This is a genomic window from Mesorhizobium sp. B2-8-3, from assembly GCF_006440815.1.
GTDB lineage: Bacteria > Pseudomonadota > Alphaproteobacteria > Rhizobiales > Rhizobiaceae > Mesorhizobium.
Genome location: NZ_VFTW01000014.1, coordinates 96,762 through 110,975, shown reverse-complemented (window position 1 = coordinate 110,975; position 14,214 = coordinate 96,762). Strand labels below are relative to the sequence as shown.

Sequence of the window (14,214 nt, the reverse complement as noted above, 5' to 3'; positions counted from 1 at the left end):
TCGCCACCTCTTGACTAGGGTGTTACCGGTCTGTAACTTCCAGCATGTTACTTACTGGTAACACCTATATCGCTCGCCGTCAAACGACAAGGCCTCCGATAGCCCTGCCAGAGTGAGATAGGACGCAAAACCTGCCTGTCATGCGGCTTCGGCCGGTGAAGAACGAGAAAAAGCGGCCCGTGATCAATCGATGCGGGCCGAGCAAGGAGCCGCTCCTATGCAAAAGCGCAAAGACCTGACGATCGACGAAGCCATCCGGGATCCGATGATCCGGCTGGTGATGAAGGCGGACGGGATCGACCCAAAAGCCTTCGAACGGATGCTGCGCTCGCGCGCTGCGGAACAGGCGCCGGGCGACGATGACCCGCCATCCTTCCTGGCGGATTCCGGCTCCGGCCGGGCCCGGCGCCTGCGCCATTTCGCAAAACCGTTCGGCGAGGCGTCCGCATCATGGTGAACTTCTTCATCCACCGCCCGATCTTCGCGTCGGCGATCGCCATCATCATGGTGCTCGCCGGTGCGATCGCCTATTTCCTGTTGCCGGTCTCGCAGTTCCCCGACATCACGCCCCCGCAAGTCGTGGTCAGCGCCCATTATCCGGGCGCCAGCGCGCAGGTCGTGGCCGATACGGTCACCACGCCGCTCGAGCAGCAGATCAACGGCGTGCAAGGCATGACCTACATGTCGTCGACGAGCTCGAATGACGGCTCCTCGACCATCACCATCACCTTCGACGTCGGCTATCCGCTGAGCACGGCGGCCGTCGACGTGCAGAATCGCGTCTCGCAAGCGGCATCCTCCCTGCCGGCCATCGTCAACCAGGGCGGCGTGACGATCAAGAAGCAAAACCCCAATTTCGTGCTGATCGTCGACCTCACCTCGCCGGACGGCTCGGTCGATCCGGTGGCGCTGAGCAACCTCGCCTATCTGCAGGTGGTCGATCCGCTGAAGCGCCTGCCCGGCGTCGGCGACGTGCAGATCTTCGGCGAGCGCCGCTATTCGATGCGCGTCTGGCTCGACCCGGACAAGCTTGCCAATCTCGGCATCACCGCCGTCGACGTGCAGAACGCGATCGCCGAGCAGAACGTGCAGGTGGCGGCCGGCAAGATCGGCCAGTCGCCGGCGCCCGCCGGCACCGCCTTCGAAATGCAGGTCAACGCCGTCGGCCGGCTCAGCGACCCGAAGGAATTCGGCGACATCGTCGTGCGCGCCAATTCGCAGAACGGCTCGCTGGTGCGCCTTCGCGACGTTGCCCGCATCGAGCTCGGCGCGCTGCAATATTCTTCCTCCGCCTTCTTCGGCAAGGACCCGACGGTGGTTTTGGCCGTCTACCAGATGCCCGGCTCCAACGCCCTCGACCTGCAGCAGCGGGTCAAGGACAAGATGCAGGAGCTGTCGCAGCGCTTCCCGAAGGGCGTCAACTACGCCATGCATTACGACACGACGCGCTTCGTGTCGGCCTCGATGCATGACGTGCTGATCACGCTCGGCGAAGCGCTGGTGCTGGTCGTGGCGGTGGTGTTCGTCTTCCTGCAGAGCTGGCGCACCACGATCATCCCGACCATCGCCATTCCCGTCTCGCTGATCGCGACATTGGCGATCATGTATATGCTGGGCTTCTCGCTCAACATGCTCTCGCTGCTCGGCATGGTGCTGGCGATCGGTCTTGTGGTCGACGACGCTATCGTCGTGGTCGAGAATGTCGAGCGACAACTGGAGGCCGGGCTCAAGCCGCTTGCCGCGACACGCGCGGCGATGGCCGAGGTGACCGGGCCGATCATCGCCACCACGGCGGTGCTGATGGCGGTGTTCGTTCCCGTCGCCTTCATCCCTGGCGTCTCCGGCCGGCTCTACAATCAGTTCGCGTTGACAGTCGCAATCTCTGTCGGCATTTCCGCCTTCAACTCGCTGACGCTGTCGCCTGCGCTGAGCGCCGCCTTCCTGCGCCATCGCGGCGAGACCCAGTTCGTGCTGTTCCGCTGGTTCAACGCTGGCTTCGACTGGCTGTCACATGCCTATGCGCATGGCGTGCGCATCCTGATCAAGCTGCGCTGGGCGATGCTCGGCCTGTTCGCGGCGGGTCTGGTCGCCACCTATTTTGTCTGGCAGAAACTGCCCTCGACCTTCCTGCCGGTCGAAGACCAGGGCTATTTCTTCGTCGTCATCCAGCTGCCGGACGGCGCTTCGCTCGAACGCACGGATGCGGTGGCGCAGAAGGCGCGCGACATCCTGCAGAACACGCCCGGCGTCGACATCGTCGGCTCGATCAGCGGCCTGAACTTCCTGACCAGCGCCGCCCAATCGAACTCGGCGGTGGAGTTCGCGATCCTCAAGCCATGGGACGAACGCGGCCCAGACCAGAGCGCGTCGAAACTGGTCGAGCAGGTGCGCGGCAAGCTCCTGCAGATGCCGGATGCGTTCGCGCTGTCCTTCGACCCACCCTCGATCCCCGGCATAGGCACCACCGGCGGCTTCGAGTTCCAGGTGGAGGATCTCTCCGGACGCGGCAGTGCGGCGCTGAACGATGTCACGCAGGCGCTGATCGCGGAAGCGCGCAAGCAGCCGGAGCTCAACCCGCAACAGCTGTTCTCGTCCTTCTCGACCTCGACGCCGCAGTTCAACTACGACCTCGACCGCAGCAAGGCGAAGCTTCTCGGCCTCAACCTGCCGGACGTGTTCAACACGCTGCAGATCTATCTCGGCTCGCTCTATGTCAATGACTTCAACCTGTTCGGCCGCACCTTCCGCGTGACCATCCAGGCCGACAAGGACGCGCGCGCCGACGCCACCGACATCTCGCGGCTCTATGTGCGCAATGCGTCGGGCGGCATGGTGCCGCTGAGCACGCTGGGCAGGCTGGTGCCGATTGTCGGTCCGGAGACCGTGCCGCACTACAACAACAATGCCTCGGCCCTGATCAATGGCGGCGCTGCCCCCGGCTTCTCGTCCGGGCAGGCGGTGGCGGCCATGGAACGGGCGGCGGCGAACGTGCTGCCGCGCGACTTCGGCTACGAGTGGACCGGCATCACCTATCAGGAGCTCAAGGCCGGATCTATCGCTTCGGTCGTGTTCGGGCTGGCGATCGTCTTCGTCTTCCTGATCCTGGCGGCGCAGTATGAAAGCTGGGCGATGCCCTTCATGGTGCTGCTCGCCGTGCCGCTCGCTTTGTTCGGCGCCTTCGTGGTGCTCCTGCTGCGCGGCATGCAGATCGACGTCTACTCGCAGATCGGCTTTGTCATGCTGATCGGCCTGGCGGCCAAGAACGCGATCCTGATCGTCGAGTTCGCCAGACGCCGGCGCGAGGAAGGGCTCACCATCGTCGAAGCGGCGATGGAAGCCGCGAGGCTTCGCCTGCGGCCGATCCTGATGACGGCCTTCGCCTTCATCCTCGGCGTGCTGCCGCTGATGTTCGCGACCGGCGCCGGTGCGGCCAGCCGTCAGTCGATCGGCACCACCGTCTTCGGCGGCATGGTGGCGGCGACGATCCTGTCGCTGGTCTTCGTGCCGGTCTTCTACGCGGTGATCGAGCAGCTGCGCGAACGCGGCGAAAAGGAATCGGCCAAGGGCCGCCACGACGCCCCTCGGCCAGAAGAAATTGAACCGACAGCCGAGCCGGCGCTTCAGCCGCTGGCCCAGGCGGCTGAATAGCTCGCCAAGCGGCTGAATAAGGATTGGAGATCAAAATGCGTAGATGGAAAATCGCTTTGGGGACGGCCGTCGCGCTGGGCGCGATCTCGGTGGCAAGTGTCCACCTGCTCGACATGGGCAATCTCGGCGGAGGCACGGCGGGCGCCGCGCCCGCGCCGGCAGCCTTCGTCATGCCGGTGCCGGTGGTGAATGTCGTGAAGAGGACGCTGCCGATCTATCTCGACTACGCCGCGCGGGTCGAGTCGATCCGCAGCATCACGCTGCAGGCGCGCGTGCCGGGCTATCTGCAGGAGCAGAACGCAGCCGACGGCAGCGACGTCAAGCAGGGCGATATGCTCTACCGCATCGCGCCCGATGACTATCAGGCCGCGCTGGACCAGGCGAAGGCCCAGGTGCAGCGCGATACCGCGACGCTCGACTATGCAAAATCCAATCTCGGCCGCGGCACCGATCTTGCCAAGGCCGGTTACCTCGACAAGGACAGTTTCGACCAGCGCACCAGCAATCTGCGCACGGCGCAAGCCGCCCTTGCCGTCGACCAGGCGGCGGTGCGGACGGCCGAGCTCAATCTCGGCTATGCCGAGATCAAGGCGCCGTTCCCGGGTCGTATCGGCCGCAACCAGGCCTCGGTCGGCACGCTGGTCAGCGTCGCCGGAACGGTGCTCAACACGCTGGTGCAGCTCGATCCGATCTATGTGACCTTCAATCCGAGCGAGACCGACCTCGTCCAGATCGAGCAGGCGAAGGCCAATGGTCCGATCGCCGTCGACGTGCTCCTGCCTGGCGAGACCCAGCCCAGCCAGAAGGGTGAGCTCACCTTCATCGACAACACGATCGACCACTCGACCGGCACGATCACGGCGCGCGCCACGATCGGCAACGCCAAGTTCACGCTGCTGCCGGGACAGTATGTGCGGGTGCGCCTGCATGTGAAGGAACAGCCCAACACGCTGATGGTGCCGCAGGTGGCGCTGGGTTCCAGCCAGCTCGGCAAGTACCTCTATGTCATCGGCAAGGGCAACACCGTCGACCAGAAGCTGGTGTCGCTTGGGCCCACCGATGGCGACCTGATTTCCGTGACCTCCGGAATCTCCGAGTCCGATCAGGTGATCACGGGCAATCTGCAGAAAATCGGACCCGGAATGCCGGTCTCTCCCTTGCCGCAACCGAAACCGGCCAGCTGATAACCCCCATCAGTTTCCGGTCCGACGGCGCCCTCGACACCCACGTCGAGGGCGCCGTTTTTGCTATGAGGGTTCAGGCGGCTCCCGACGCTGGCTCCGTGCGCGGCTTAGTGGAATTACTTGCCAAGCAGCGCGACCAATCCCGCAACATCCGCGCGTTCCGCCTTCGCCGGCAGCATGAAGGCGCAATAGGGCTGGCCGAGACGAACCGAGACGGACGACAGCGCGATCAATCGGCCGGCTTCGAGATCCGCGGTCGCCATTGCCTTCTGTCCCAAAGCTACCCCCAGCCCCAACCGCGCCGCGCCGATCGCCAGGCTGGACAGGCCGACGCGGCGGCCATGCGAGGGGTCCGGCGCGCGGCTGCCGCCGGCGGCGGCGAACCAGTCCGCCCAGCTCGGGTGCGAGGCATAGTTCGGCCCCCAATTGGTGTGGATGAAATGGCTCTCATGCACATCGGCAAGGCTGTCGGTTCCGTTGCCGTAGCGCTGCCAGAAATCGGGCGCGGCGACCGGCAGCACCTCGTCATGAACGAGCCGCACCATCTTCAGCGCCGGATAGTGGTAGTCGCCATAAGAGATGCGCAGGTCGATATTCTGGCGCACCACGTCGACGGGATCGTCCTCGACCCGGACATCGATCGCCATCCGCGGAAAATTGTCGAGCAGCGCCGCGAGCCTCGGCGCCAGCCACAGCTCGGCCAGCGAGAACGGCACGCTCACCACGAGGCGCGTGCGCAAGCCGCCTTCCAGCATGCGCCGGCCGACCGCCGCGATCTCGCCCAGTGCATGCGCCGTCTGCGGATAGATGGCGTGGCCGGCATCGGTCAGCGCGATGCGATTGCCGTTGCGCATGAAGAGCTGCTTGCCGAACCAGTCTTCCAGGTTGCGGATCTGCTGGCTGACCGCGGCCGACGACACACCGAGCTCGCTTGCGGCGAGCGTGAAGCTGCCGGCGCGCGCAGCGACCTCGAAAGTCCTCATCGCATTCAATGGTGGAAGCTTGTCCACGTTTTCCTCGAAAGTTTTTCTTGGGAGAGCCTAACAATTTTCCGCGTTGCGGCAAAGATTTCCTTGCCGTGTAGTGACCTCAGATTTCGGAGGACGCTATGATCGAAAATATTCTCGACCTGGACCGCTACCCGCTCGACCGCGAGGGCAGTGCCGAATGGCAGCGGCTGGTGGACGAGTCCAAGGCCGCGCTGGCGGCAAACGGCATGTTCAACCTGGAAGGGTTCCTGCGCCCGGGCATTGCCGAAAAGGCGGTCGCCGAGATCCGGCCGGTGATGGATACGCGCTCGCATGTCCACAAGCGCATGCACAACATCTATTTCAAGCCGTCGATCCCGGAGCTTTCGCCGGACCATCCGGCGCTGCGCAAGGTCGAGACGATCAGCCATACGGTCTGCGCCGACCAGATTCCCGGCAGCACCGTGCTTTCAATCTACGAATACGCGCCGCTGGCGCGGTTCCTGGCGGCGACGATGGACAAGCCGCAATTGCATGTCATGCAGGATCCGCTGGCCCGCGCCAATGTCATGGGCTACCGCGCCGGCGAAGCGCTAAACTGGCATTTCGACCGCTCGGAATTCACCACGACGTTGTTGCTGCAAGCCCCGGAGGTCGGCGGCGACTTCGAATACCGCACCGACCTGCGCTCGGACGACAACCCGAACTATGACGGCGTGGCCAAGCTGCTCGAGGGACGCGATCCTGAAGCCAAGATCCTGCGCATCAATGCCGGCACGCTCAACGTCTTCCGCGGCAAGAACACCGCGCACCGCGTGACCACCGTCGAAGGCAACCGCGAGCGCATGATCGCGGTGTTTTCCTACTACGAACGTCCTGGCGTCATGTTCACCGATGAGGAGCGGATCGGCTTCTACGGGCGAGCGGCTTGAGGCTGCCGGTTCAAAATCCGGAATTCACGGAAATCGGCTCTTGTTAGATTGTCGACAATCTGCTTGTCTTGCAGAAATTCCTCTCGGGAGTCGACACATGGCAAAGCTGGATTTCAGTCCGATCGCGGATACGACGCGCAGGGCGGAGATCGTCGCCCTGCTGAGGCGCGCCATCCTGACCGGACAGCTGGAACCGGGGCAAAAGCTCAATGAGCTCAGGATTTCCGAACAGATGCGGGTGAGCCGCGCGCCATTGCGCGAGGCGATGCGCGAGCTGGTGCAGGAAGGCATCCTGACCAGCATCCCCTATGCCGGAACCTTCGTCATCGAGGTCACCGCCAAGGATATCGTCGACGCCTATTCTCTGAACCAGGTGCTGGACGAGTTCGCCATCGAGAAGACCTGGCCGCAGCGCGACCAGCGCTTCTTCGACGAGCTCGACCGCCGCCATGAAGCGGTGAAGCAGGCGACGCGGGCGAAGGACACCACGCGCCAGATCGAGACGGCGCTGCAGCTGCACGGGCTGATCTACGAATGGGCCGACAATTCGGTGCTGCTGGAGACCTGGCAGCGCCTGACCAGCCGGCTGCAGATGTATTTCGCCCTGCACCAGCGCGCCCGCAACGAGCCGGTGCCGGCCGAGGATGTGCACGAAACCTATGCCGCCCTGCTCAAGGGCTCGGACATGCGCGCCGCCCAGCGCCATGCGCGCGAGCATATCGGCCTCGATTTCGAGGAACTTCTTGCCTATGCGCGCGGCCTCGAAAAGCGCGCATCAAAGAACTGACAGACGTACGGACAACGGACACGAACATGAAGATCAAGAGCATCAAGGCCTATCATGTCGTCCAGCCCTTCGTGGACGGGCCTTACCGCATGTCCAAGGGGCGCGTTGCCGACTGCTTCGACGCGGTGATCGTCGCCATCACGTCGGACAGCGGCGTGACCGGATGGGGCGAGATGGCGCCGCTCGGCAATTTCTATTCGGCCGCGTTTCCGGCGGGAACACGCGCGGGCGTGCCGGAGATCGCGCCGCATCTCATCGGCCAGGATCCGCGCGGGCTGGCCGGCATCGGCCGGCTGATGGACACGGTGTTCAAGGGCCATCCCTACATCAAGTCGGCGCTCGACATGGCGTGCTGGGATCTGGCCGCCCGCGCGGCCGACGTGCCTCTGGTGACGATGCTCGGCGGGCGCGAGAGCGACATGGCGGAGACCTACCGGGTCGTCACCCACGGCACGCTCGACCAGATGGCGGCGCTGGCCAAGCGGATCATCGCCGAAGGGTGCCGGCGCCTGCAGGTCAAGGTCGGCGGCAATGTGCATGACGACATCGAGCGGGTCGCGGCGGTGGCCGCCGCCGTGCCGAAGGGCACGGTGATCTTCTGCGACGCCAATGCCGGCTGGACGCCTTACCAGGCGCGGCAGTTCGCCGACGCCACGCGCGGCATCGACTACACGTTCGAGCAGCCCTGCACGACCATCGAGGAGAACATGTCGGTGCGCCGCATGCTCGACAAGCCGATGGTGCTGGACGAATCCGTCACTTCGCTGGGCGAGATGCTGGAGATCCACCGCAGGGGCGCCGCCGACGGTTTGACGCTGAAGATTTCGCGCTTGGGCGGGGTGACGCAGACAAGGCTGATCCGCGACGTTGCCGTCGATCTCGGCTTCATGATCACGGTCGAGGATACGGGCGGCGCCGAGATCGACACCGCGGCCATGGCGCATCTGTCGCTGTCGACACCGCAAGAGCGCCGGCTGCATGCGATCGCCTTTCACGAATGGGTGAAGGTGCGCACGGCCAGGAATGCACCGCCGGTGACCGGCAGCCATATGGGCATTCCCGACGGCCCCGGCCTCGGCATCGACGTAGACCCGGGCCTGCTCGGCGAACCCTTCTTCGAGATCGGCTGAAATGAAGATCAGGCGCGTCAAGGCAACACCGATCAATTACAGGCTGGAGGCCCCTTATGTCTGGGTCTTCGGCGAGCTCGACGGCTTCTCGCCGACCATCGTCGAGGTCGAGACCGAGGACGGACTTGTCGGCATCGGCGAGGCGCCGACGCCAGGCGCGGCCGCCGTCATCAATGACGTGCTGGCGCCGAGGCTTGCCGGGCGCGACGCCTTCGACATCGCCGGAGCGGAGGAAGTCTGCCTGCCCTTCTGGAGCGGCGTGCAATCGACCAACGACCGCACCCGCATCATGGCCTTCGGCGCCATCGAGATGGCGCTGTGGGACCTGCGCGGCAAGGCCTGGAAGCAGCCGCTCTATCAGTTGCTCGGCGGTGCGATGCGCAAGGACATTCCCTTCACCGACTATTTTTCGCTGCGCGGCGATGGAGCCAAGGTGAAAGGCGAGAAGACGCCGGAAGAAGTCGCCGACTACTGCGTCGAACTCAACGAGCGCCACGGCACGACCTTCTTCGAGGGCAAGTTCTCGACGCACGATCCGAAAGTTTCGCTGAAGATGGTCGAGCTCATCCGCAAGAAGCTTGGCGACGATGCGATGATCCGCATCGATTCCAACCAGGCCTATTCGCTGGCGACCGCCAGGCAGTTGACGCGGCCGCTGGAAGAGCTCGGCGTGCGCAACTGGGAGGATCCGGTGGCGACCAACGAGGAGATGCGCGAGCTTCGCCGCCACACCTCGATCCCGTTCTCGACCCATAACATCGACATTGCCCGCGCCATTGAGCTGAAGGTTCCGGACGCCTTCGTCGGCAACCCGACGGCGCATGGCGGCATAAACCGGATGCTGCGCTTCGTCGGCGCCTGCGAGCACGCCGGCATCGATTACTGGTGCTACAGCGGCGACACCGGCATCGGCAGCGCCTGCTACCTGCATCTGTGCGCCGCGCTCGGCTGGATCAGGGAGCCCAACCAGTCGCTGTTTCGCATGCAGCCGATGGACATCATCGAGGAAGGCCCGTTCGCGCCGAAAAACAACGTCGTACGGGTGCCTGAAGGCCACGGCCTCGGGGTCACACTGTCGCGGGAAGGGCTTGCCGCCTGCCATCGCGACTTCGTCGAAAACGGCCCCTGCAACAAATATCACGACCCGGAAAAGCCCGGGACCTACCGCAGATTGCCGCTGAATTAGGAGGATGTCGAAAAGTAAACAGGACTTATCGAAAAAAGGGCGGCCACGGGCCGCCTGGCCGACAGACAATCCATCAAGAAAATCTGACTTTTCCGTCCCAAGGAGCGGATGGACCGGTCGGAACCGCATGCTACTGTATATCAACCGATACCGAGTGCCTGGACCGGAGAACTCCACGGAACTCGTCTACTGGAATGCACCCGCCAACCATAACAACTGGGGAAAGGGCTTAGACCCATGAGCAAGAACTATCGCATTCTCGATCTGATCCGGCGCGGCCGGACGCCACTCGAAAACCACCTCATCGACGGCCTGATCGACGGCCGCATCAGCCGCCGCGAATTCGTGCGCCACGGCAGCCTGCTCGGCCTGTCGCTGCCGCTGCTCGGCCGCATCGGCATGGCCGCCGGCTTCGGCGCGGCACCCTCGCTCGCTCGCGCCGGCGCGCCCGGCGCCACCATCCGCGTCGGCAGCAGCGTGCCGGCAGCGGCGATCGACCCGGTCACCATCGCCGACGCCGGTGGCCTGCTCGTCATGCAACAGGTCGCGGAATTCCTCTGCGTCGACGGTCCGGACCTCGTTCTGAAGCCGGCACTGGCGGAAAGCTGGTCGCCGAACACCGACGGCACGGTGTGGACCTTCAAGCTGCGCAAGGGCGTGAAATTCCACTCGGGCGGCGAGATGAAGGCCGACGACGTGGTGGCCAGCATCGACCGGCTCGCCGATCCGGCAAACTCGTCCAACGCGCTGTCGGTATTCACAGGCATCCTGCAGAAGGGCGCCTCGAAGAAGGTCGATGACTACACCGTCGAATTCCACCTCGATGCGCCGAACGGCAACTTCCCCTACATGCTGTCGTCCGACAACTACAACGCCGTCATCATCCCGGCGAGCTACAAGGGCGGCTACGAGCAGAGCTTCGACGGCACCGGGCCGTTCAAGCTCGAAAAATACACGCCCAAGGTCGGCGCCTCCTTCGTGCGCAACGACGACTACTGGGGCGAAAAGGCTCTGCCGGACCGCACCGAATTCACCTTCTTCACCGACATCCAGCCGCAGATCCTGGCGCTGCAGGGCGGCCAGATCGACATTATCAACCAGATGCCGGTGCTAGCGGGCGTCGCGGTGCTGAACGATCCGAATGTCGACGTCATCAGCCTGAAGTCGTCCGCGCATCAGCAGCTGCATATGCATTGCGACGAGGGCCCGACCAAGGACGCTCGCGTGCGCCGCGCCATCGCGCTCTGCCTCGACCGTGAAAAGCTCGCCGCCGGCCTGATGAAAGGGCGTTCGGCACTCGGCAACGATAGCCCATTCGCCCCTGTCTACCCTTCGACGGACACCAGCGTGCCGCAACGCAAGCAGGACATCGCGCAGGCCAAGCAACTGATGGAAGCGGCGGGCGCCGGCCAGGGCTTCAAGATGACGCTCACCACCGAGCGCTATCTGGAAATCCCGGAATACGCCCAGCTCATCCAGAACTGGGTCAAGGAAATCGGCATCGAGCTTGAGCTCAACATCTTGGACCAGAGCGCCTATTATGGCGATGCCGTGTTCGGCAAGTCGAACTGGCTGGATTCGGCGATGGGCATCACCGATTACGGCCACCGCGGCGTGCCCAACGTCTATCTGGCGGCACCCTTGAAGAGCGACGGCACCTGGAATGCCGCCCACTTCAAGAACAAGGACTACGACCAGATGGCGGCGAGCTATATCGCGGCCCTCGACCTCGAGGCGCAGAAGGCCACGGCCGGCAAGATCCAGAAGCTGCTGCTCGAGGAAACGCCGGCCATCTTCGGCTATTTCTACGACTACCTGACGGCGACGGCGAAAGGCGTGGCGGGCGTGCAGCCCACCGCCATGTCGCAGTTGTTCCTCGAGAAGGCGTCGAAAGGCTGAGCATGAGGCAAGCATAGATCCCGCACCGCCAGTCTCGAAGGGGGCTGGCGGTTCGCGGCCGGTCGGAGCAGGGCGACAAGGCACCCTGCCCCGACCGTCGTGGCTGGATGATGCGTCCCATGGGAACCGCAACCCTGCTCACCACCATGCATTGGGGGACGTACGAGATCCGCGCCGAGAACGGCCGGCTCGTCGGCGTCGAGCCGTGGAGCGGCGATCCCGACCCGTCGCCGATTGGCCGATCGATGCTCGGCACGGTGCAAGGCGAGCTGCGCGTCGCCCGCCCGGCCATCAGGCGCGGCTGGCTGGAGGGAGACAGGTCCAGCCCGGCAAGCCGGCGAAGCGACGAGCCCTTCGTGGAAGTGTCCTGGGAAATCGCGCTGGACATCGTGGCGGCTGAGCTGGAGCGCGTTCGCTCGACGCATGGCAACAGCGCGATCTATGCGGGCTCGTATGGATGGGCGAGCGCCGGGCGCTTCCACCATGCGCAGGGCCAGGTCCACCGCTTCCTCAACACGATCGGCGGCTATACCGGCTCGGTGCTGAGTTATTCCTATGGCGCGGCCGAGATGATCCTGCCGCATGTGCTGGGCAGCACCGACGCGCTGACCGGCAACCACACCACCTGGGACGGAATCGAAGAACATGCCAAGCTGATCGTCGCCTTCGGCGGGCTGCCATGGCGCAACACGCAGGTGCAGGGCGGCGGCTCGGCGCGGCACGAGGCGTCGGCGGCCTTGCGCAACGCCGTCGCCAATGGCGCACGGTTGATCAATGTCTCGCCGGTGCGCGACGACGCGCCGCGCGGCATCGACACCGAATGGCTGCCGCTGCGGCCGAACAGCGACACCGCCGTGATGCTGGCGCTTTGCCATGCGCTGATCGGCAAGGGTCTGCACGACGAGGCGTTCATGGAGCGCTACTGCACCGGCTTCCAGACAGTGCGTGCCTATATACTTGGCGAAAGCGACGGCCAGCCGAAGGATCCGGCATGGGCGGCGAAACTCAGCGGCGTCGACGCGGCAACGATCGATGCACTGGCCCAGGAGATGGCCGCCAAGCGCACCATGCTGATGGTCAGCTGGTCGCTGCAGCGCGCCGATCATGGCGAGCAGCCCTATTGGGCGGCGATCACGCTCGCCGCGCTGCTCGGCCAGATCGGACTGCCGGGCGGCGGCATCGGCTTCGGCTATTCGTCGACCAACGGCGCCGGCAGGCCAGAGATGGGATTCCGCTGGCCTTCGGTGCCGCAGGGCAAGAATGCCGTGGCGCATTTCATCCCTGTCGCGCGCATGGCCGACATGCTGCTCAATCCAGGCGGATCGTTCGACTTCAACGGCGCTGCGCTGACCTATCCCGACATCAGGCTCGTCTACTGGGCCGGCGGCAATCCGTTCCACCACCACCAGGATCTCAACCGACTGGTCGAGGCCTGGCGGCGGCCCGAGACGGTGATCGTCAACGAGCAATTCTGGACGGCGACGGCGCGTCATGCCGACATCGTGCTGCCGGTGACGACAGCGCTGGAGCGCAACGACCTCGCCTTCTCGAACCGTGAAAACCTCATCGTCGCCATGAAGCAGGCGATCGAGCCCTTCGAAGAGGCGCGCGACGATTTTGCCATCTTCGCCGATCTGGCAGTGCGGCTCGGCACGAGCGATGCCTTCACCGAAGGGCGCGGCGCCGACGAATGGATCCGGCATCTCTACGGCCAGGCGGTGGAGAATGCCGGCGCGGCCGGTGTGAAGATGCCGCCCTTCGACCGGTTCTGGCAGGACGGTCACGCCGAGCTTGCGCGCTCGGTGACGTCGCAGACCTTCCTTGGCGCCTTCCGGGCCGATCCGGAGCGGCATCCCTTGGCGACGCCGTCCGGACGCATCGAGCTGTTCTCTGCAACGGTCGAGTCGTTCGGCTATGACGACTGCCCCGGCCACGCCGTATGGCGTGAGCCGCGGGAGTGGCTGGGCAATGCCGGCCTGGCGGAGAAATTTCCGCTGCATCTGTTGTCGCCGCAGCCGGCCGACAAGCTGCACAGCCAGTACGACCATGGGTCAGTCAGCCGGGCGAACAAGGTCGCGGGCCGCGCGCCGCTGCTGATCAATCGCGAGGACGCGACGGCACGCGGCATCGTGGACGGCGCGGTGGTCAAAGTTTTCAACGATCGCGGATCGTGCCTCGCCGGCGCCGTGCTCACCGACAATCTGATCCCCGGCGTCGTGCAGCTGCCGACCGGCGCCTGGTTCGATCCGGCCCGGCCGGGCGAGCCGGAGGGCCTCGAAAAGCACGGCAATCCGAATGTGCTGACGCCCGATCGCGGCACTTCGCGGCTTGCGCAATCGCCGACCTGCAATTCGACGCTGGTTCAGGTGTCGCGGTTTACGGGAGCCGTTCCGCCCGTGACAGCCTTCGATCCGCCTGCCACTATGAGCTTGTCCGATGCATCCGGCTCGGCTGGGCGCAAAGGTCTTTTGTAAGGAGAC

Annotated in this window: 10 protein-coding genes; 9 read left to right on the top strand and 1 reads right to left on the bottom strand. The window is 64.7% G+C overall.

Annotation, left to right across the window (positions count from 1 at the left end):
* Positions 1–217 precede the first annotated feature (217 nt).
* Genes FJ418_RS20290 through FJ418_RS20280 form a run of 3 tightly spaced genes read left to right on the top strand, consistent with a single transcriptional unit; the run spans position 218 to position 4,832 of the window.
* Positions 218–457, top strand: a complete 240-nt coding sequence (locus tag FJ418_RS20290) for a hypothetical protein (RefSeq protein ID WP_140705518.1) — start codon at positions 218–220, stop codon at positions 455–457.
* On the top strand, positions 451–3,648 hold the full coding sequence (locus FJ418_RS20285; RefSeq protein WP_140868651.1) for a multidrug efflux RND transporter permease subunit: 3,198 nt from the start codon (positions 451–453) through the stop codon (positions 3,646–3,648). Before FJ418_RS20290 ends, FJ418_RS20285 begins: the two co-directional genes overlap by 7 nt.
* A 35-nt stretch (positions 3,649–3,683) precedes the next feature.
* Entirely contained in the window at positions 3,684–4,832 is a 1,149-nt protein-coding gene (locus FJ418_RS20280) for an efflux RND transporter periplasmic adaptor subunit (protein ID WP_140868649.1), read from the top strand.
* Between the two features lie 116 nt (positions 4,833–4,948).
* On the opposite strand, the gene FJ418_RS20275 is transcribed toward FJ418_RS20280, so the two are convergent.
* Positions 4,949–5,842 (bottom strand): LysR substrate-binding domain-containing protein, encoded by an 894-nt coding sequence (locus FJ418_RS20275; protein WP_140868646.1) that lies wholly within the window; start codon positions 5,840–5,842, stop codon positions 4,949–4,951.
* Between the two features lie 98 nt (positions 5,843–5,940).
* Between FJ418_RS20275 and FJ418_RS20270 the strand changes: the two genes are divergently transcribed.
* From FJ418_RS20270 to FJ418_RS20245, 6 genes are all read left to right on the top strand, one after another.
* Complete coding sequence (locus tag FJ418_RS20270) at positions 5,941–6,732, top strand: 2OG-Fe(II) oxygenase (RefSeq protein ID WP_246683128.1); 792 nt, start codon at positions 5,941–5,943, stop codon at positions 6,730–6,732.
* 97 nt (positions 6,733–6,829) lie between these two features.
* Positions 6,830–7,519, top strand: a complete 690-nt coding sequence (locus tag FJ418_RS20265; protein ID WP_140868644.1) for a GntR family transcriptional regulator — start codon at positions 6,830–6,832, stop codon at positions 7,517–7,519.
* 26 nt (positions 7,520–7,545) lie between these two features.
* The gene (locus FJ418_RS20260) at positions 7,546–8,649 is read left to right on the top strand and encodes a mandelate racemase/muconate lactonizing enzyme family protein (protein WP_140868641.1); all 1,104 of its coding nucleotides are present in this window, start codon (positions 7,546–7,548) and stop codon (positions 8,647–8,649) included.
* Between the two features lies 1 nt (position 8,650).
* On the top strand, positions 8,651–9,835 hold the full coding sequence (locus tag FJ418_RS20255) for a mandelate racemase/muconate lactonizing enzyme family protein (protein ID WP_140868638.1): 1,185 nt from the start codon (positions 8,651–8,653) through the stop codon (positions 9,833–9,835).
* Positions 9,836–10,072: 237 nt separating this feature from the next.
* Positions 10,073–11,734 (top strand): ABC transporter substrate-binding protein, encoded by a 1,662-nt coding sequence (locus FJ418_RS20250; protein ID WP_140868635.1) that lies wholly within the window; start codon positions 10,073–10,075, stop codon positions 11,732–11,734.
* A 119-nt stretch (positions 11,735–11,853) separates the two neighbouring features.
* Positions 11,854–14,208: a molybdopterin guanine dinucleotide-containing S/N-oxide reductase gene (locus FJ418_RS20245; protein ID WP_140868632.1), complete on the top strand. Its 2,355-nt coding sequence runs from the start codon at positions 11,854–11,856 to the stop codon at positions 14,206–14,208.
* Positions 14,209–14,214: the final 6 nt, after the last annotated feature.

What these genes read in the sequence shown, in the direction of transcription:
- FJ418_RS20250 (WP_140868635.1), top strand. Translation starts at nt 10,073, where the DNA reads ATGAGCAAGAACTATCGCATTCTCGATCTGATCCGGCGCGGCCGGACG.
- FJ418_RS20265 (WP_140868644.1), top strand. Translation starts at nt 6,830, where the DNA reads ATGGCAAAGCTGGATTTCAGTCCGATCGCGGATACGACGCGCAGGGCG.
- FJ418_RS20245 (WP_140868632.1), top strand. Translation starts at nt 11,854, where the DNA reads ATGGGAACCGCAACCCTGCTCACCACCATGCATTGGGGGACGTACGAG.
- FJ418_RS20270 (WP_246683128.1), top strand. Translation starts at nt 5,941, where the DNA reads ATGATCGAAAATATTCTCGACCTGGACCGCTACCCGCTCGACCGCGAG.
- FJ418_RS20260 (WP_140868641.1), top strand. Translation starts at nt 7,546, where the DNA reads ATGAAGATCAAGAGCATCAAGGCCTATCATGTCGTCCAGCCCTTCGTG.
- FJ418_RS20255 (WP_140868638.1), top strand. Translation starts at nt 8,651, where the DNA reads ATGAAGATCAGGCGCGTCAAGGCAACACCGATCAATTACAGGCTGGAG.
- FJ418_RS20290 (WP_140705518.1), top strand. Translation starts at nt 218, where the DNA reads ATGCAAAAGCGCAAAGACCTGACGATCGACGAAGCCATCCGGGATCCG.
- FJ418_RS20285 (WP_140868651.1), top strand. Translation starts at nt 451, where the DNA reads ATGGTGAACTTCTTCATCCACCGCCCGATCTTCGCGTCGGCGATCGCC.
- FJ418_RS20280 (WP_140868649.1), top strand. Translation starts at nt 3,684, where the DNA reads ATGCGTAGATGGAAAATCGCTTTGGGGACGGCCGTCGCGCTGGGCGCG.